The sequence below is a fragment of the Luteibacter aegosomatissinici genome (genome assembly GCF_023078495.1).
GTDB lineage: Bacteria > Pseudomonadota > Gammaproteobacteria > Xanthomonadales > Rhodanobacteraceae > Luteibacter > Luteibacter aegosomatissinici.
This window is the reverse complement of the sequence record NZ_CP095742.1, coordinates 3,534,327-3,552,330: the sequence shown is the minus strand read 5'-3', so window position 1 is coordinate 3,552,330 and position 18,004 is coordinate 3,534,327. Positions and strand designations below refer to the sequence as shown.

General features: G+C 64.7%; 14 protein-coding genes and 1 tRNA gene. 6 read left to right on the top strand and 9 right to left on the bottom strand.

Annotated elements, in window-relative coordinates; translation table 11 throughout:
- Positions 1 to 21: 21 nt before the first annotated feature.
- Genes L2Y97_RS15990 through amaB form a run of 3 tightly spaced genes read right to left on the bottom strand, consistent with a single transcriptional unit; the run spans position 22 to position 3,370 of the window.
- Positions 22 to 1,050 (bottom strand): quinone-dependent dihydroorotate dehydrogenase, encoded by a 1,029-nt coding sequence (locus tag L2Y97_RS15990; RefSeq protein ID WP_247428515.1) that lies wholly within the window; start codon positions 1,048 to 1,050, stop codon positions 22 to 24.
- Positions 1,050 to 1,817: a class I SAM-dependent methyltransferase gene (locus L2Y97_RS15985; RefSeq protein ID WP_247428513.1), complete on the bottom strand. Its 768-nt coding sequence runs from the start codon at positions 1,815 to 1,817 to the stop codon at positions 1,050 to 1,052. Before L2Y97_RS15985 ends, L2Y97_RS15990 begins: the two co-directional genes overlap by 1 nt.
- 17 nt (positions 1,818 to 1,834) lie before the next feature.
- Complete coding sequence (gene amaB, locus L2Y97_RS15980) at positions 1,835 to 3,370, bottom strand: L-piperidine-6-carboxylate dehydrogenase (RefSeq protein ID WP_247428511.1); 1,536 nt, start codon at positions 3,368 to 3,370, stop codon at positions 1,835 to 1,837.
- Between the two features lie 204 nt (positions 3,371 to 3,574).
- Here amaB and L2Y97_RS15975 point away from each other — a divergent pair, with 204 nt between their 5' ends.
- The 4 genes from L2Y97_RS15975 (at position 3,575) to L2Y97_RS15960 (ending at position 6,425) form a co-directional block, all read left to right on the top strand.
- The gene (locus tag L2Y97_RS15975) at positions 3,575 to 3,835 is read left to right on the top strand and encodes a DUF2188 domain-containing protein (RefSeq protein ID WP_247428509.1); all 261 of its coding nucleotides are present in this window, start codon (positions 3,575 to 3,577) and stop codon (positions 3,833 to 3,835) included.
- A 119-nt stretch (positions 3,836 to 3,954) separates the two neighbouring features.
- On the top strand, positions 3,955 to 5,226 hold the full coding sequence (locus L2Y97_RS15970; RefSeq protein ID WP_247428507.1) for a nucleotide sugar dehydrogenase: 1,272 nt from the start codon (positions 3,955 to 3,957) through the stop codon (positions 5,224 to 5,226).
- Between the two features lie 61 nt (positions 5,227 to 5,287).
- A complete protein-coding gene (locus L2Y97_RS15965; protein WP_247428504.1) occupies positions 5,288 to 6,298 on the top strand; it encodes an NAD-dependent epimerase in 1,011 nt (336 codons plus the stop codon).
- 50 nt (positions 6,299 to 6,348) lie between these two features.
- Positions 6,349 to 6,425 (top strand) — tRNA-Arg (locus L2Y97_RS15960).
- A 10-nt stretch (positions 6,426 to 6,435) separates the two neighbouring features.
- On the opposite strand, the gene L2Y97_RS15955 is transcribed toward L2Y97_RS15960, so the two are convergent.
- A complete protein-coding gene (locus tag L2Y97_RS15955) occupies positions 6,436 to 6,879 on the bottom strand; it encodes a hypothetical protein (RefSeq protein WP_247428502.1) in 444 nt (147 codons plus the stop codon).
- 270 nt (positions 6,880 to 7,149) lie between these two features.
- Between L2Y97_RS15955 and L2Y97_RS15950 the strand changes: the two genes are divergently transcribed.
- Positions 7,150 to 8,538 carry an FAD-containing oxidoreductase gene (locus L2Y97_RS15950; RefSeq protein WP_247428499.1) on the top strand — a complete coding sequence of 463 codons (1,389 nt, stop codon included), beginning with the start codon at positions 7,150 to 7,152 and terminating at the stop codon, positions 8,536 to 8,538.
- Positions 8,539 to 8,548: 10 nt separating this feature from the next.
- On the opposite strand, the gene L2Y97_RS15945 is transcribed toward L2Y97_RS15950, so the two are convergent.
- From L2Y97_RS15945 to L2Y97_RS15925, 5 genes are all read right to left on the bottom strand, one after another.
- Entirely contained in the window at positions 8,549 to 9,979 is a 1,431-nt protein-coding gene (locus L2Y97_RS15945) for an aldehyde dehydrogenase family protein (RefSeq protein ID WP_247428496.1), read from the bottom strand.
- A gap of 98 nt (positions 9,980 to 10,077) precedes the next feature.
- Complete coding sequence (gene xseA, locus L2Y97_RS15940) at positions 10,078 to 11,424, bottom strand: exodeoxyribonuclease VII large subunit (protein WP_247428493.1); 1,347 nt, start codon at positions 11,422 to 11,424, stop codon at positions 10,078 to 10,080.
- A gap of 49 nt (positions 11,425 to 11,473) precedes the next feature.
- Positions 11,474 to 13,081, bottom strand: coding sequence for a carboxyl transferase domain-containing protein (locus L2Y97_RS15935; protein WP_247428490.1), 1,608 nt, complete (start codon positions 13,079 to 13,081; stop codon positions 11,474 to 11,476).
- A gap of 133 nt (positions 13,082 to 13,214) precedes the next feature.
- Entirely contained in the window at positions 13,215 to 13,601 is a 387-nt protein-coding gene (locus L2Y97_RS15930; RefSeq protein WP_247428487.1) for a hypothetical protein, read from the bottom strand.
- A gap of 160 nt (positions 13,602 to 13,761) precedes the next feature.
- Positions 13,762 to 14,937: a thiolase family protein gene (locus L2Y97_RS15925; RefSeq protein ID WP_247428483.1), complete on the bottom strand. Its 1,176-nt coding sequence runs from the start codon at positions 14,935 to 14,937 to the stop codon at positions 13,762 to 13,764.
- 199 nt (positions 14,938 to 15,136) lie between these two features.
- Between L2Y97_RS15925 and L2Y97_RS15920 the strand changes: the two genes are divergently transcribed.
- Positions 15,137 to 17,977, top strand: a complete 2,841-nt coding sequence (locus L2Y97_RS15920) for an autotransporter serine protease (RefSeq protein WP_247428480.1) — start codon at positions 15,137 to 15,139, stop codon at positions 17,975 to 17,977.
- Positions 17,978 to 18,004 lie beyond the last annotated feature (27 nt).

Below are 18,004 nucleotides of genomic sequence, written 5' to 3'. Positions count from 1 at the left end.
CGACGGGCGCGTTGTTCAGGGTCATGCGAGGATCCCACGGCGGCGGATTTCCGCAACCGCTTCGTTGATCAGTTTGGGGCCACGGTATACGAGGCCGGAGTACACCTGCACCAGCGATGCACCGGCCTCCATCTTGGTGGCGGCGTCGTCGCCATCCAGGATGCCGCCCACGCCAACAATAGGGAGGCGGCCACCCAGGCGTTTTGCCATGCCACGCAGCACCGCGGTCGATTTCTCGAAGACCGGCTTGCCGGACAGGCCACCCATTTCATTCGCAAAGCGGTGGCCCGCCACGCGATCGCGATCAATCGTGGTGTTGGTGCAGATGACGCCATCGATGCCTGATGCAAGAAGCACTTCGGCGATGGCGTCGAGTTCGGCATCGGTCAGGTCGGGGGCGATCTTCAGCAGCATCGGCTTGCGCTTGCCATGCTGGCCGGCAAGGCGTTCCTGCGCATCGCGCAGCGTGCCGATAAAGCGGCGCAGCGTGTCCTCTTCCTGCAGGTCGCGCAGGCCCTGGGTATTCGGCGAGGAGATGTTCACGGTGATGTAGCTTGCCAGCGGATAAGCCCGCTCCAGGCACACCAGGTAATCGTCGGTGGCACGCTCGTTGGGCGTGTCCTTGTTCTTTCCGATGTTGATGCCGAGCACGCCACGGAAGCTGGCTTTCTCGACGTTGCGTACGAGCGCATCGATACCGCCATTGTTGAAGCCGAGCCGGTTGATGACGGCTTCGTGCTCGGGCAGGCGGAACATGCGCGGCTTGTCATTGCCGGCCTGCGGGCGCGGCGTGACCGTGCCGATCTCGACGAAGCCGAAACCCAGCGCGGCCAGGCCATCGAGGTGTTCGCCGTTCTTGTCCAGGCCGGCCGCAAGGCCTACCGGGTTGGGGAACGTGATGCCGAACACGGTGACCGGCAGATCGGCCGGCGGCTTGTTCACCAGGTGGGAAAAGCCGCTGCGTTGGGCCACGTCAGAGGCGTAAAGCGTGAGGCCGTGGGCGGTCTCGGCATCCAGCTTGAACAGCAAGGGGCGGATCAGGTCGTACATCAGGCGTCCGGGCGGCCCGCGAATACGCGGGTGTCGTAATCGAAATCGACCGTGCCGTCGTCCTGCGTCGCGTTGAAGAGCGAGCGCAGGGCGGCCAGCATCGGCTCGTGGTTGGGGTGCCCCGGTTTGGGCGCATACGAGGACGACATGAGCCGGCCCTGCAGCGCGTCGTAATCGAGCTTCTGGCCATGGGGAAACGACGCCATGCCGCGGTAGCCATGGCCAAACCAGCGGGCCATGGCGTCATCATCGGCATAGCGCTCGGCCACGCTGACGTAATCCACGCCGTACTCGTGCAGCAGGCGTTCGTAGCCTTCGAGGAAGGGTGTCCCCACCAGGCGCCGCGTATTCCAGAAAATGGCGACCAGTCCCCGTGGGGAGAGGATGCGGGCGAATTCCTTGCGCACCCTGGCCTGGTCGAACCAGTGGAAGGCTTGCGCGGCGATTACCACGTCGGTGGAACCATCCGCCAGGCCGGTGGCTTCGGCGGTGCCATCCACGGCGTGGAAACGGCCCTCGGCGCCCAGCCACTGCGTGGCGGCGGCGCGCATGGCGGCGTTAGGTTCCACGGCGGTGACGCGGTGGCCGGCATCAAGGAACAGCTTGCTCGAGATGCCGGTGCCCGCGCCCACGTCAGCGACGGCCCAGTCGTGCTTGACGCCCAGGCCGTGCAGCCAGTCGACCAGCGCCCTCGGGTAATCCGGCCGGTAGCGGACATAGTCCTCGACGCGGTCGGAGAATCGTTCCGTGGAGCGCAGGTCGGCCATGGCGTTGCCTCGGGTGCTTAGAACTCGAACTTGATGCCCTGGGCCAGCGGCAGTGCGTCGGAGTAATTGATGGTGTTGGTCTGGCGGCGCATGTACACCTTCCAGGCATCGGAGCCGGACTCGCGACCACCACCGGTTTCCTTCTCGCCACCGAAGGCGCCGCCGATTTCCGCGCCGGAGGTGCCGATGTTGACGTTGGCAATGCCGCAATCCGAACCCGCCGCGGAGAGATACTGCTCGGCCGCCTTCAGGTCCTGGGTGAAGATAGCCGAGGACAGGCCTTGCGGCACGGCATTCTGCATGGCGATGGCCTCGTCCAGCGTATCGAACGGCATCACGTACAGGATGGGGGCGAAGGTCTCGGTCTGGACCACGTCATCGGTGTTCTTCAGGCCGGTGACGATGGTCGGCAGCACGAAGTTGCCCTTGCGATCGGCCAGGGCCTTGCCGCCGGTGCGGACGTTGCCACCGGCCGCCTTGGCCTTGTCGACCGCGGCCACGAAGGCCTGCACGGCCTCGGGGCTGTTCAGCGGGCCCATCAAGGTCGTCGCCAGGGTGGGATCGCCGATCTTCTGTTCCACCTGGCCGTAGGCCTTCACCAGCGTATCGACCACGGCATCGTGGATCGACGAGTGCACGATCAGGCGGCGCGTGGTGGTGCAACGCTGGCCGGCGGTGCCGACGGCGCCGAACACGATGGCGGGGATTGCGAGCTTCAGGTCGGCCGACTTGTCGAGCACGATGGCGTTGTTGCCGCCCAGCTCCAGCAGGCTGCGGCCCATGCGGCGCGACACGCGCTCGCCGACCATGCGGCCCACCTTGGTGGAGCCGGTGAAGCTGATCAGCGGGATGCGCTTGTCGTCAACGAACGTCTCGGCCAGCGCCGTGCCGGCGTCGTTGAAGAGGAAGAAAATGTCCGGGAAACCGGCTTCTTTCAGCGCCTCGTTGCAGATCTTCATGGTGGCGATGGCCGAGAGCGGGGTCTTCGGCGACGGCTTCCACAGGCAGATATCGCCGCAGATCGCGGCCAGGAACGCGTTCCAGGCCCAGACCGCCACCGGGAAGTTGAACGCACTGACGATGCCGACCAGGCCCACCGGGTGCCACTGTTCGTACATGCGGTGGCCCGGGCGTTCCGAGTGCATGGTGTAGCCGTAGAGCATGCGGCTCTGGCCGACGGCAAAGTCGGCGATGTCGATCATCTCCTGCACTTCGCCATCGCCCTCGGGCTTGATCTTGCCCATTTCCAGGGCGACCAGGGAGCCCAGTGCATCCTTGTGCTTGCGCAGGGCTTCGCCACACAGGCGCACTGCCTCACCACGCCGCGGTGCCGGGGTGGTGCGCCACACGGCGAACGCTTCCTGGGCGCGCTGCACGATCGTCTCGTAGTCCGCCGCGCTCGAGGCGTTCACCGTGGCAATGACCTCGCCCGTGGCCGGGTTGGTCGGCGACAGCGTGCCGGCATCGGTCGTGGCGGCCCACTCGCCGCGGCCGAGGTAGGTGCCGGACTCGGTGGCGTTGAGGCCGAGCGCTTGGAGGATCTTGGCGGACATGATGGCTCCTGTGACGAGGCTCGGACGGGGTGTCCGGCTCATGGGAAAACGAGGATTCTAGCAAACGCCCCCTTCACCCCCTGTTGTGCAGCGCGGGACGGATGTCACGGCCGCGTCGATGCCGCACGTTCCTGCGGTGACCTTGCGATGACGAACGCAAGTGCATGCTTTGGCTGTAATTGTTGATTACGCTGGAGTTTTGCGATGACCCACCTGTACGAGGTGCCCTATTTCCCCGAGGACGACCTGGGCTGGCCGGTCCGTGTGGATGGGCGGATCGTGGCCCGCTGCGACTCCCGCTATGAGGCCGTGCGCACGGCTGTGAACCGCGCGGCGGCCGAAGGGGGCGATGCCAGCATCGGGATAGAAGGGGCGGATGGGGTATGGCGACCGTTCGGCAGCGATGCAAAACGCCCCAGCCGGGTCCCTCCGCTGCCAGCACGGCGATTCTCGACCGCCGGCTGACCGGTGCACCGGCCGACAGTGGCGGGCTTCGCGCTCCTGCATCGCGGCGTGATGTCGTAAACCGCCGGACGAGAAGGTACTCTGGCGCCCTTTGACCCACGCCGCGGGGCAGGGCGCCAATGAACAACGTTAGGATCGCCGTCGTGGGCCTGGGCTATGTCGGCCTGCCGCTGGCGGTGGAATTCGGCAAGATCCTGCCGACCCAGGGCTACGATATCGACGCCCGCCGGATTGCGGCCCTTCGCGAAGGGCACGATCACACTCAGGAAACGTCGGCCGACGATATCCGCGCGGCGACGCATTTGCGGATGACGGCGGAGATCGGCGACATCGTCGACGCCAATGTATACATCGTGACCGTGCCTACGCCCGTCGATGAACATAAGCGGCCTGATTTCGGGCCGCTGGTACGGGCAAGCGAGGCGATCGGTACCGTGCTGCGCCGTGGCGACACCGTCATCTATGAATCGACGGTATACCCCGGTGCCACTGAGGAAATCTGCGTGCCCGCGCTGGAGCGCACCTCCGGGCTGGTGTTCAACCAGGATTTCCACGTGGGCTACAGCCCTGAGCGCATCAATCCGGGCGATCGCGAGCGCCGCCTTGTCACCATCCCCAAGATCACCTCGGGCTCTACCCCCGAAACGGCGGATTTCGTCGATGAGCTATACCGGCTGATCATCCGCGCGGGGACACATAAGGCGCCCTCATTGAAGGTTGCGGAAGCCGCCAAAGTCATCGAGAACACCCAGCGCGATGCCAACATCGCGCTCATCAACGAGTTCGCGCTCATCTTCCACCGGCTGGGGATCGATACCACGGACGTGCTGGCCGCCGCCGGTACCAAATGGAACTTCCTGCCGTTCAAGCCGGGGCTGGTGGGCGGCCATTGCATCGGCGTGGATCCGTACTACCTGATCCAGAAAGCCCAGGCCGTCGGGTATTTCCCCGATATTCTCCTGGCCTGCCGGCGCATCAACGATGCCATGGGCAGCCACGTGGCCAGTGAGGTCATCAAGTTGATGATCGGAAAGGGGCATGCCATCCGGGATAGCCGGATCCTCGTCCTGGGGCTTACGTTCAAGGAGAACTGCCCGGACCTGCGCAATACGCGGGTGGTCGACCTGGTGCGTGAGTTCGAGGGCTACAGCGCCCGGGTGGATGTCTACGATCCCTGGGCGAACGCCGACGAGTGCATGGCCGAGTACGGCCTGCCTGTACTGGCGGAAGCCCCGGGTGCGGGTGAGTACGATGCCATCGTCGTGGCCGTGGCGCATGACGAGTTCCGGCAGATGGGCGGCCCTGGCATTCGGGCGCTGGCCAATGGCCGGGCTGTCGTCTATGACATCAAAGGCATATTACCTAAGGAAGCCGTCGACGGACGGCTGTGATGCTAAGGTACGTTGCGCGCGACGGGACGGCCGTTCGCATCCGATTCAAAGGCGTTAACGCATGAAAGTACTGGTAACGGGAACGGCTGGTTTCATCGGCTCCCATGTCGCCATGAAACTGCTCGAGCGCGGTGACGAAGTCATCGGCTTCGACAGCATGAACGATTATTACGACGTGACGCTGAAACAGGCGCGGCTGGCGCGTTTCAGCGATCACCCGAAGTACACGCATGTACAGGCCGACCTGGCCGACCGCGACGCGGTGGAGCGCGTGTTTGCCGAGCACAAGCCGGAGCGCGTGGTGCACCTTGCCGCGCAGGCCGGTGTGCGCTATGCGGCACAGAACCCCCATGTGTACGTGGCGAGCAATGTCACCGGCTTCCTGCATATCCTCGAAGGCTGCCGCCACCACCACGTGCAGCACCTCGTCTTTGCTTCGACCAGTTCGGTGTATGGCGCGAACCGCGACATGCCGTTCTCCGAGCACCGCTCGACCGAACACCCCCTGACGTTGTACGCCGCGACCAAGAAGGCCAACGAGCAGATGGCGCACAGTTATGCGCACCTCTATGGCGTTCCATCGACGGGCCTGCGTTTCTTCACGGTGTATGGGCCATGGGGCCGTCCCGATATGGCGCTGTTCCTCTTTACGAAGAACATCATCGACGGCAAGCCCATCGACGTGTTCAACCACGGCCATCACAAACGCAGCTTCACGTACATCGACGATATCGTTGAGGGTGTCGTGCTGGCGCTGGATAGCCCCGCCAAGCGCGATGAAGCGTGGGATGCGATGTCCCCGGACCCGGCCACGAGTGGCGTGGCGCCTTATCGCATCTTCAATATCGGCAACGAGCACCCCGTCGAGCTGCTTACCTACATCAAGACGCTTGAGAAGTGCCTTGGCCGTGAGGCCGTCATGAATTTGCTGCCGCTGCAGGCCGGTGATGTCCCCGACACGGAAGCGGATGTGACTGACCTGCGTGAGGAGCTCGGCTATAGGCCGAAGGTGCCCGTGAGCGATGGTGTTGCGAAATTCGTTGACTGGTATCGCGCGTACTATCGGGTTTAGGCCCAAGTTCTGGCCGTCAAGGCGCGTAGACGTTATCCTTGGCGCCCTTAGGCCCCGTAGCTCAGCTGGATAGAGCGTCCCCCTCCTAAGGGGAAGGTCGCCCGTTCGAATCGGGCCGGGGTCACCATTTCAGGCCGTCAGTGCGTGTATTTCGCCGCCGCAAAGGCCACGGCCGCCAGGGTCATCGCCACCGTAACGAACCACTTCGTGAGGTCGGAGCGTACGCCTTCGATGTGGGCCGTCATTTCGGAGCGTACGCCTTCGATGTGCTTGGTCAGGTCGGAACGGGAGCCTTCGATTCGGGTGATCAGATCGGCACGAATCCCTTCGGCGCGCGTCCCCTGCGCTTCGATCGCCTGCCTCAGTTCGGACGACAACTGCGCCATCGACTCAGCGGTCGCAACATGGCCTAAGGTGGTCTCGATTCGAGTGAGACGATGTCGGATGTCTCCGACACTCGTTTCGAGATCAAGAACACGCGTCTCAATATGTTGATCATGCGCGCTACGATATCGGGCACCCATGCCAAGTGACCCACGGTTGCGAAGGCGTTTGCTGCGGCTGACGATGCGTTGGGTCATGGGAAGGATGCTCTGGAGATCGGTGGGTGGTCACGGCGAGGGCAGGAGCGCGCTGTGGAATGCCGGATCTGCCCCGACACACTGACTGTATGGTTTCACGCCGATGTGTTTCTATCAGCCGTCGCCGCGCCGTTCTCTAGCCGATCCCTTACACGCTGTAGTCTTAGGGGGAGTTCCTCCCCGAAGTACGCGTTTGCAAGCCAGCCGATCTTGCCGGGGTGTATTCAGACATGATCCAGCTACCCGATATGCCACCTGCAGGAGCGCACCATGCCTCGTACGTTTGACGCCATCATCGTGGGGGCGGGCCAGGCAGGCCCGGCACTGGCGGCCAGGCTCACGGGGGCAGGACAAACCGTCGCCATCGTTGAGCGTCATCTGGTGGGCGGCACCTGCGTAAATACAGGGTGCAAGCCGACGAAGACGCTGGTGGCCAGCGCTTACGCGGCCCATGTCGCGCGGCGGGGGAGCGAGTACGGCGTCGAGTACGCGGCCGATCCCGGGCCCGTGCGGTTCAACCTGCCCGTTGCCGCGGCGCGGGCGCGCAAGGTGATTCTGGATTCGAGGAAGGGCAACGAAGATTGGCTCGCTTCGATGCCGGGACTCACGCTCATTCGCGGGCATGCAAGGTTCACCGGTCCGCGGAAGCTCGAGGTGAACGGGGAAACCATCGAAGCGCGGCAGGTGTTTCTAAACGTCGGCGGGCGGGCCAATGTGCCCGATTTTCCTGGGCTTGATCAGGTCGATTACCTGACCAACAGCACCATCATCCCCCTGGAAACCTTGCCAGAGCATCTGATCGTGGTGGGTGGCAGCTACATCGGGCTCGAGTTCGCCCAGATGTATCGTCGCTTTGGTGCGAAGGTCACGGTGGTCGAAATGGGGCCGCGACTGGTCGGCAAGGAAGATGAAGACGTGTCCGCCGAGATTCGTGCCTTTCTGGAGGCCGAAGGGATCGAGGTGCGCACGAGCGCATGCTGTATCCGGCTGGGTAAGCGTGGCGACAAGGTGACGGTTGGGGTGGATTGCACCGAGGGCGCCCCGGTAGTGGAAGGATCGCACGTGCTGCTTGCCGTGGGGCGCCGCCCGAATACCGATGACCTCGGGCTGGACATGGCAGGCGTGGCAGTGGATGAGCGCGGGTACATCAAGGTCGACGAGCACCTGAAGACCACGGCCGAGGGCGTGTGGGCCATGGGCGATTGCAACGGCAAGGGGGCGTTCACCCACACGGCCTGGAACGACTACGAGATCGTCGCCGCGAACCTCCTCGACGGTGCGGATCGCAAGGTGAGCGAACGTATCCTGGGTTATGCCCTGTATGTGGATCCGCCGTTGGGACGGGTGGGGCTGACCGAGGCCCAGGCACGCAAGACCGGCCGGCCGCTCCTCGTGGCCAAGCGGCCGATGACGCGCATCGGGCGCGCCGTCGAGAAGGGGGAAACCTGGGGCTTCATGTCCATGGTGGCCGATGCCGAGACCCGTCAGATCCTTGGCGCCGCGGTGCTGGGCACTGGCGGCGACGAAGTGATCCACGGCGTGCTCGACATGATGAATGCGGGCGCCACGATCGACACCTACCAGTGGGCGGTGCCGATCCACCCCACGGTCTCGGAGCTCATCCCAACGTTAATCGGTAGCCTGGGGCCAGCCACCTGATGGTGATGCGCTAGACCTCGCGCAACACCATCAGGCGAAGTTCGCTCATGTCATCGATGGCATAACGTACGCCTTCGCGCCCGATGCCCGATGACTTGGCACCCCCGTAAGGCATGTTGTCGACGCGGAAGCTGGGCACGTCATTGATGATGACGCCACCTTGTTCGAGCGCATCCCACGCCCGCATGGCGTGACGCAGGTCATGGGTGAAGACGCCGGCCTGCAGTCCGAAATCCGAGTCGTTGACGAGGCCGACGGCCTCGTCAAACGTCATGAAGCGATCGAGGATGGCAACAGGGCCAAATGCTTCCATGCGTTGCAGCTTCGCATCGCGTGGCACTTTTTCAAGCAAGGTGGCTTCGAGCATGGCGCCCTTGCGGCCACCCCCACATAGCAGGCGCGCGCCACCTTTCTTCGCCTCGCCGATCCAGGTTTCCAGGCGCTGCGCGGCGGCCTCGTCGATCATGGGCCCAAGGAACGTGCTCTTCTTCTTCGGATCGCCCGCCTTGAGTGTCGCCACTTTCGCGACGAGCTTGCGCTTCAATGCGTCGTACACATCATCGTGGATGAGAATACGCTGGACGCTGATACAGCTCTGCCCTGACTGATAGAAGGCACCGAATACCAGGCGATCAACGACGGCATCCAGCCGGTCCGCTTGATCCGCGTCAACGATGCATGCGGCGTTGCCACCCAGCTCCAGCGTGACCTTCTTGTGGCCAGCCTGCGCCTTCAGGTCCCAGCCGATGAGCCCGCCGGTGAACGAGAGGAGCTTCAGTCGTGGGTCCGTCACCAGCGGTGCGGCCGCCTTCCCGTCGAGGGGCAAGACAGAAAATGCGCCTTTGGGCAGGTCGGTCTCCGCCAGGATCTCGCCGATGATCAACGCGCCGAGCGGGGTGCGCTCCGACGGTTTCAGGACGAAGGGGCAGCCGGCCGCGATCGCCGGTGCGACCTTGTGCGCTACCAGGTTCAGCGGAAAGTTGAAGGGGGTGATGAATGCCACCGGGCCCAGCGGGACCTTGCGTGTAAAACCCTGGTAGCCATTGGCTCGCGCCGATATCTCAAGGTTGATCGTCTCGCCATTTATTCGCACGGCCTCTTCGGCCGCGATCTTGAACGTCTCGATCAGGCGGATCACTTCGCCGTGGGCATCGTTGATTGGCTTGCCTGCTTCAACGCAGAGTGCATAGGCCAGCTCATCCTTGCGCTCGCGGAAACGCGCCACGCAATGCTCAAGGACGGCCTGGCGTTGCCATGGCCTGAACGCCTTCATCGCACCAGCCGCGGCTGTTGCGGCGGCGATCGCCTTATCCAGGGCGTCAGCATCCGGCAGCGCCACCCGGGTGGCCACCTTGCCGGTGTATTTATCGATCACGTCGAGCTTCGCCCGGGCTTTTACGGCCTTGTTGGCGAGGTAATAGGGATAGCTCTTGTCGAGCATGGGCGGGGGCCCTCATTGGCAGCATTATTTGCCATGATCCAACCGCAAGCGTTCACTTGTCGTGAGGCGGTTTGCCGCGCGCGGGCGGTGGGCGATGGCTATTCGTCGCGTACCAGCTGCATCTGGCCCTCGGCCAGCATCACCCGTACGCGCTCGCCAATAGCCACATCGCCCGCACGGCGGACAATCGCATCGCGCTGGTCAAACACGATGGCGTACCCGCGTTCCAGCGTGGCAAGCGGGCTCACGGCATGCAGCGTGCGCCCCTGTTGCTGGACACGCAGCCGGTCCCGCTCGATGCGGCGTGCCATGCCCGTCGCGAGCCGCTGGCGCAGCTCGGCAAGACGCAGGCTCATGGGGGTCAACCGCAGCCGCGGATGCTGCGCGCCAAGACGCGCCTGAAGCCGATCCACGCGTGCGCGGCGCAAGGCGTTGGACTGGTCGATCGCATGGTGCAGGCGCCGCCGCAGGGCCTCCAGGCGCTGCGCATCCCGCGCCAGGCGCGCCTGGGGCCGCTGCGAGTTGAGCCGCGCATGCAGGTGATCCGTGCGTTGCGCGGCCGCTTGCAGGCGGCGGGTCACGAGGGTGGCCATGCGCTGGCGCAGGCGCTCCAGCTGGCGGGCCAGGTCGGCCGCATCGGGCACCAGTAGTTCGGCGGCGGCCGATGGGGTGGCGGCCCGCAGGTCGGCGACGAAGTCGGCGATCGTGAAATCCACCTCGTGCCCGACGGCGGAAACGACCGGGACCTCGCTGGCGTGGATGGCGCGGGCGACCTGCTCGTCGTTGAAGGCCCACAGATCCTCAAGCGAACCGCCGCCACGTGTCACAAGGATCACGTCGTAGCGGCCGCTGGCAGATGCCCGCCGAAGCATGGCGGCGATGGCCGGTGGAGCTTCGCGGCCCTGCACGGGCACAGGCAGTACCTCGACCTCGGCCAGCCCAAGGCGGCGGCCCAGCACGCTGAGTACGTCACGGATGGCCGCGCCTGAGGGCGAGGTCACCACGCCGATACGGCGGGGGAAGGCGGGCAGGGCGCGTTTGCGCTCCGTATCGAACAAGCCCTCGGCGCCAAGGCGGGCCTTGAGCTGTTCGAACTCCCGCTGCAGGGCGCCTTCGCCCGCGGGCTCCATGTGATCCGCGACAAGCTGGAATTCACCGCGCGCTTCGTACAGGCCCACCTTGGCACGCATGAGGACATGCATGCCATCGACGGGCCGAAAACGCAGGCGCGAAGCGGCCATGCGGAACATGGCGCAGCGTACCTGCGCGTTCGCGTCTTTCAGGGTGAAGTAGATGTGGCCCGATGACGGGCGAGCGACGTTGGAGAGTTCGCCCTCGATCCACACGCCCATGGGCAGGGCATCTTCCAGCAGATCGCGCACCAACCGGTTCAGGCCGGATGGCGTGAAGATCTCGGGTGCCGCGCGGTCAGTGCTATCGGACATGGACCGGCGAGGTTATCACGCCGGCCCGGAATGTCGATGGGGCGGGGAGTTACATGCGGAACACGCCGAAACGGCCTTGTTCGATCGGTGCGTTGAGCGACGCCGAGATCGCCAGCCCGAGCACGCGGCGTGTATCCGCCGGATCGATGATGCCATCGTCCCAGAGCCGCGCACTGGCGTAGTACGGGTGCCCCTGGCGTTCATACTGGTCGCGCACGGGTGCCTTGAATGCTTCCTCTTCCTCCGCGCTCCACGTGCCGCCGCTGGCCTCGATGCCATCACGACGCACCGTCGCGAGCACTGAGGCAGCCTGCTCGCCACCCATCACGCTGATGCGGGCGTTCGGCCACATCCACAGGAAGCGGGCGCCGTAGGCGCGGCCGCACATGGCGTAGTTGCCGGCGCCGAAGGAGCCGCCGATGACCACGGTGAATTTAGGAACGTGCGAGCACGCCACGGCCGTGACCATCTTTGCGCCGTCTTTCGCGATGCCGGCGTTTTCGTATTTCTTGCCCACCATGAAGCCGGTGATGTTCTGCAGGAACACCAGTGGCACGTTGCGCTGGTTGCACAACTCGATGAAGTGCGCACCCTTCTGCGCACTTTCACCAAAAAGGATGCCGTTGTTGGCAATGATGCCCACCGGGTACCCATGGATGTGCGCGAAACCCGTGACCAGGGTCTTGCCGTAGCGGGCCTTGAACTCGTGGAACTCGGAGTCATCGACCACGCGCGCGATGACTTCGCGGATATCGAACGGGCGCCGGGTATCCTCGGGGATCACACCGTAGAGTTCTTCCGCGGCAAACCGCGGCTCAAGCGGTGGCCGCACGGCGAGCGGCATCTTCTTCATGTGGTTGAGCGAGCCCACGATATCGCGCGCGATGGAAAGCGCATGGGCATCGTTTTCCGCGAAGTGATCGGCCACGCCCGACACGGAGGTATGCACGTCCGCGCCGCCCAGGGCTTCGGCATCGACCACCTCACCCGTAGCCGCCTTGACCAGCGGCGGGCCGCCAAGAAAAATCGTGCCCTGCTCGCGCACGATGATCGTTTCATCGCTCATCGCGGGCACGTAAGCGCCGCCCGCGGTGCATGAGCCCATGACCACGGCGATCTGCGGAATGCCCTGCGCGCTCATGCGCGCCTGGTTGTAGAAAATGCGGCCGAAGTGCTCGCGGTCGGGAAACACCTCGTCCTGGAGGGGCAGGAACGCGCCGCCCGAATCCACCAGGTAGACACAGGGCAGGCGGTTTTCCATCGCCACTTCCTGTGCACGCAGGTGCTTCTTCACCGTCATGGGGAAGTAGGTACCCCCTTTGACGGTGGCGTCGTTCGCAAGCACCACCACCTCCTGACCCATCACGCGGCCGATGCCGGCGATCACGCCTGCAGCGGGCGCGGCATCGTCGTACATGCCATGGGCGGCAAGCGGTGCGATTTCCAGGAAGGGCGAGCCCGGATCCAACAGGGCGCGGATGCGTTCGCGTGGCAGGAGCTTTCCACGAGCCACGTGCTTTTCACGCGCCTTCGCACCACCGCCCTCGGCAGTACGCTTCAGCGTGTCGCGCAGATCATCGGTGAGGGCGCGCAAACGCTGGCTTGCCGCCTGGAATTCAGGGGAGCGGGTATCGAGTTGCGACGTGAGGATGGGCATGGGCCGTCTTCGAGCGGATCAAACCACCATCATAGCGGCGCAAAGCCGCCGGAAAACGCTGCGCTGCCGCAGGCCGCAGGCAAAAAAACGGCCACCCTGGGGTGGCCGCTTCCTGAAGCAAACCGCGGGCGGGTTACTTCTTCGTGGAGTCGTCCTTCGCATCCTTGGCATTGGACGCGGCGTCCTTCGCCTGGTCGGCCGACTTGTCCGCCTGGTCAGCGGCGTTGGATGCGGCATCCTTCGAAGCTTCCGACGCACCGCCGGCGGTGGAGGCCGAAGCGGCGTTCTGGGCCTGGGCGGCGGCATCCTTGGCCTGGTCAGCCGATTGCTGGGCCTGGTCGGCGGCCTGGGTGGTCGCGGCGTTCTGCGACTGATCGGCGGCCTGCTGGGCCTTGTCGGCCTGCTGCTGGGCGTCGGCTGCCGACTTCTGGGCATCCTGCGCGGAATCCTGCGCGCCGTTGCTGCAAGCTGCCAGAAGCGCGACGAGCCCGGAGGCGAGAAGGGTACGCGTGAAATTCATTGTGGTTCTCCTTAGCCGTGGAATGCCGTTAGGCGGGCACATTAATAGCTCAGTTGTCTGGGCATCGCCAGCATCGACGGGATTTGCTTCAGGGCGCATTAAAACCCATGCAAATCGCGTGATGATGGCGCTAATAACACCCGTTCTTTCGACGTAGGCTTCACACCAGTTCGATGGCGATAGCCGTTGCTTCGCCGCCACCGATACACAGCGAGGCGACGCCCCTTTTTGCCCCACGGGCCGTCAAGGCATTGAGAAGAGTGACCACGATGCGCGCGCCACTCGCACCAATCGGATGGCCGAGGGCGCATGCGCCACCATTGACGTTGATCTTTTCGTGGGCGACGCCCAGTTCGCGCATCACGGCCATCGGCACCACGGCAAACGCCTCGTTGATCTCGAAAAGATCCACGTCTTCCACCTTCCAGCCGGCCTTGGCAAGCACCTTCTGGATCGCGCCCACGGGCGCCGTGGTGAACCACTCCGGCTCCTGCGAATGCGTGGCGTGCGCCACGACGCGGGCCAGCGGCGTGGCACCTTTCGCCTTCGCATCGTCGGCCGACATCAGCACGAGCGCCGCGGCGCCATCGGAAATGCTCGACGAGCTGGCGGCCGTAATGGTGCCGTTTTCCTTGCGGAAAGCGGCGCGCAGGGTCGGGATCTTCGCCGTATCGGAGCGGCCCGGCTGCTCGTCTTCCACGAAATCCTGGGGCCCCTTGCGGCCCTGGACGGTGACCGGAACGATCTCGTTGGCGAAGGCCTTGGCGGCCTGTGCGGCCTTGGCACGCTCCACCGACGCGATGGCGTAGGCATCCTGTTCTTCACGCGTGAAGTGGTACTTGTCGGCGCACTGCTCACCGAACACGCCCATGGACTTGCCGTCGTATGGGTTGGTGAGACCATCCCATGCCATGTGATCCACAAGCTGGCCATCGCCATAACGGATGCCAGTACGCGCGTTCACCATGTGCGGCGCATTGGTCATGGATTCCATGCCGCCGGCGACGACCACCGAGGCCGAACCGGCCTTGATCAGGTCATGGGCAAGCATGATCGCCTTCATGCCGGATCCGCATACCTTGTTGATCGTGGTGCAGCCCGTGCCCACCGGCAGGCCGGCCTTGAGCGACGCCTGGCGAGCAGGCGCCTGGCCCAGGTTGGCGGGGAGCACGCAGCCCATGATGACTTCGCTGACGTCCGCCGCGCCCACGCCGGCCTGGTCGAGGGCCGCCTTGATGGCGATAGCGCCCAGTTCCGGCGTGGGGACGCCCGTGAACTGGCCAAGGAAGGAACCAATGGCGGTGCGCTTGGCACCCGCAATGACGATGTCGGACATGGGGACTCCGTGGTACTTCAAATGGCCGCCCCTGAGGGGACGGAAACCGGCGGAGTATCGCAGTGCGGGGCAGGGGCGGGCAATGCGCACTGCGGCATTCTTCACGGACGATCCGCAGCTATTTGTGCCAAGATTCCGCAGGGCGCCGCCGCAAGGGGCGGTGGCGCGACATTGATGTCGAAACTGGGGAAAATCGAAGATGGCAAGGATTATCCTGCGCCAGCGCGACCTTGCGCTGGCCGTGTGCGTGAGCCTGGGGCTGGCCGCTTGCGGTGGTGGCGGGGGCAGCAAGCCCACCACGGTGGGTACCGGCGGTGGCGGCGGGGGTGGCGTGGTTACACCGCCGACCCAACCTACGCAGCCCACCCAACCCACGCAGCCGACGACTCCCGCGCAGCCCCCGTTGGATGCCCAGCTTGGACTCACGAACGTTGTCGCGGCCCACAATCTTGGCTTCAACGGCCAGGGTGAAACCATCGGCGTGATCGATACGGGCGTGGCTCATCTGAACCCAGCCCTTGCCGGCCGCGTGACCGCCGAACTGATTTACGTGGATCCATCCACAAACAATACGGGCGTGGACGATGTGGTCGGCCATGGCACGGCCGTGGCAGAAATTGCGGCGGGTGTTCCCTTTGGCAGTTTTGCCGGCGGTGTCGCCCCGCAGGCGACCATCGTGTCGGCCCGAATCATCAACGACAAGGCGCCGACGGATGACGGCTCCGGCCAGGGCAACCAGGCCACCAGCGCGGATCCGCTCGGCACGGTTAACGCGGACGTCGCCTCGCGGGGAGCCCGCATCCTGAATAACTCCTGGGGTGGCGTGTACTGGGACGTCACCGACGCCGCCGCGACCAAGAGCTTCCACGATGCCTATGCGCCGCTCACGGCGAATGGCGCGCATCTGTTCGTATTCGCCGCGGGTAACGATGGCCGTCCCGATCCGTCCGATGTGGCGGCGTTGCCGTCGCGGGCACCCGATGTCGAACAGGGCTGGCTCGCGGTTGTCGCCCTCGATAGCAATAACCCCACGCAAATCGCGTCGTATTCCAATCGTTGCGGTATCGCAAAGAACTACTGCCTGGCGGCGCCGGGTGATGTCGTGGTTGCGGCGGCCGGCACGACCAACAGTGGCAACGCCACCTACCAGATATGGGAAGGTACGTCGCTGGCCGCGCCGCAGGTGTCCGGCGCGGCTGCCGTCGTGCACAGCGCATTTCCCACCCTGGATTACAACGCGGTAAGGCAGATCATCCTCGGCACCGCCGATGATCTCGGGGACCCGGGTCCGGATGCGATTTATGGCTATGGCCGCCTGAACGTCGGTCGCGCCGTGCTGGGCCCGGGCCGGTTCGACTGGGGTACGTTCAACGCGAACGTCAATGGCGCGCAAATGACGTTCAGTAACGCGATTGGTGGTACGGGTGGCCTGAACGTGACCGGCTTTGGCACGCTCACGCTGACGGGTAACAACACCTACACCGGCGCGACCCTGGTGGACCAGGGGGCGACGCTGGCGGTCATGAATGAGCTGGCCAGCTCGTTGACCGTGGGCCATGCCGGTAACGCCTCGATCAACGCGACCTTGCATGGAAGCCTGGCGAGTGACGGCGTCGTCAAGGTCGGCGCAAGCGGCGCACATATCGATGGCAACTTCGTGCAGACCAGTGGTGGCACGCTATCCCTTGTGCTTGGCGCCCCGCTCACGATCGGCGGCAATGCGAGTCTCGCGGGTGCCATCGATATGCGCAGTACCGTTGCCAACTACACGCGGACGTCGCACCAGCAGGTCATCACCGCCAGCAGCATCCAGGGGCAGTTCGCCACGACACTGGTAGGGGGGGTCTTCGTCACGTCGACATTCCAGTACGCTCCCACGGAAGTCTGGCTCGATACCACTTCGCTCAGCATCCCGGCGGTGGCCAACGCCACGATGGCTCAATCGCGCGCTGCCACCTCCTCGGCCCAGCGCGTCGACGGCGCGATGACGCAGATAAGCAACAACCTGGCGGCAGGTGCGAGCGGCGCTGGCGCTATCGATACATCCATGCTGATTGCCGCAGGCGGCATACAGCAGTCTGCGACGACCCAGAGTGCCCAGGCATCGCTGGAATCGCTTTCCGGCCAGCTTTATGCCGCAAGCACGGCGGTGACCCTCGCTGGGATCGATGCCGGGAACGACGCCCTGATGCAGCATCTGGACGCGATGGGCAAGGGCGGCGCGTGGGTCCAGTCGCTTGGCTCACAGGGCGGCCTTAGCCGCAGCGGCTTCGGCAACGTGGGCTTCAACATCGATGGCAGCATGGTTGGTAACGACATCCGTCTTGGCACCAGTGGCTTCGCTGGCGTTGCCGTTTCGCAGATGCGCAGCAGCGGCCAGCTGTCTGGCAACTACGATCGCCAGCGTAATCGTGCGACGGAAGGGTCGCTTTATGCGGGTACGCAGGGGGCAAACTGGTACGGCGTGGGCCGTGTCGGCTTTGGCAGCTACCGTGGCGATACGCAACGCTTGCTGCGCTTTGGTGACGTGGGGGCCGCGTTCACCGGTGGCGAAAACAACGGTCGCTACAGCTCGGCCTACGGCGAACTCGGTTACCGCACGCACGCGGGCGCGTTCGATTTCACCCCGTACGCGAACGTCCAGTACGCCAGCATCCACCGCGATGGTTTCCAGGAGCTGGGTGGCGATGGCTTTGGCCTGGCGGCCGACGGCCACACCACCTCGCGCTGGCAGGCGGGCTTCGGCTTGCGTGCGGGTAGCACCTGGCTCACCTCGTACGGCAAGTTGCGCCTCGACATGAAGCTGGGCTGGCAGAACGCCTTTGCAACGCGTGGCGAGGTGTTCTCGGCGCGTTACACCGGACTGTCGCAGTGGGCACCGGTCGAAGGCATCGGCCTGTCGAGGCAGGCAGCGACGTTTGGGCTGAATGCGGGGATGGACCTGGGATCGCGTACGCAGCTGGCGTTTGGTGTCGATCAGCGGTTTGCCAGCCGCGATCATTCGCGGTCGGCTACCGCCAGCGTGCGCGTCAACTGGTAAGCCATCGCGCGCAAGCGCGCTCCATCA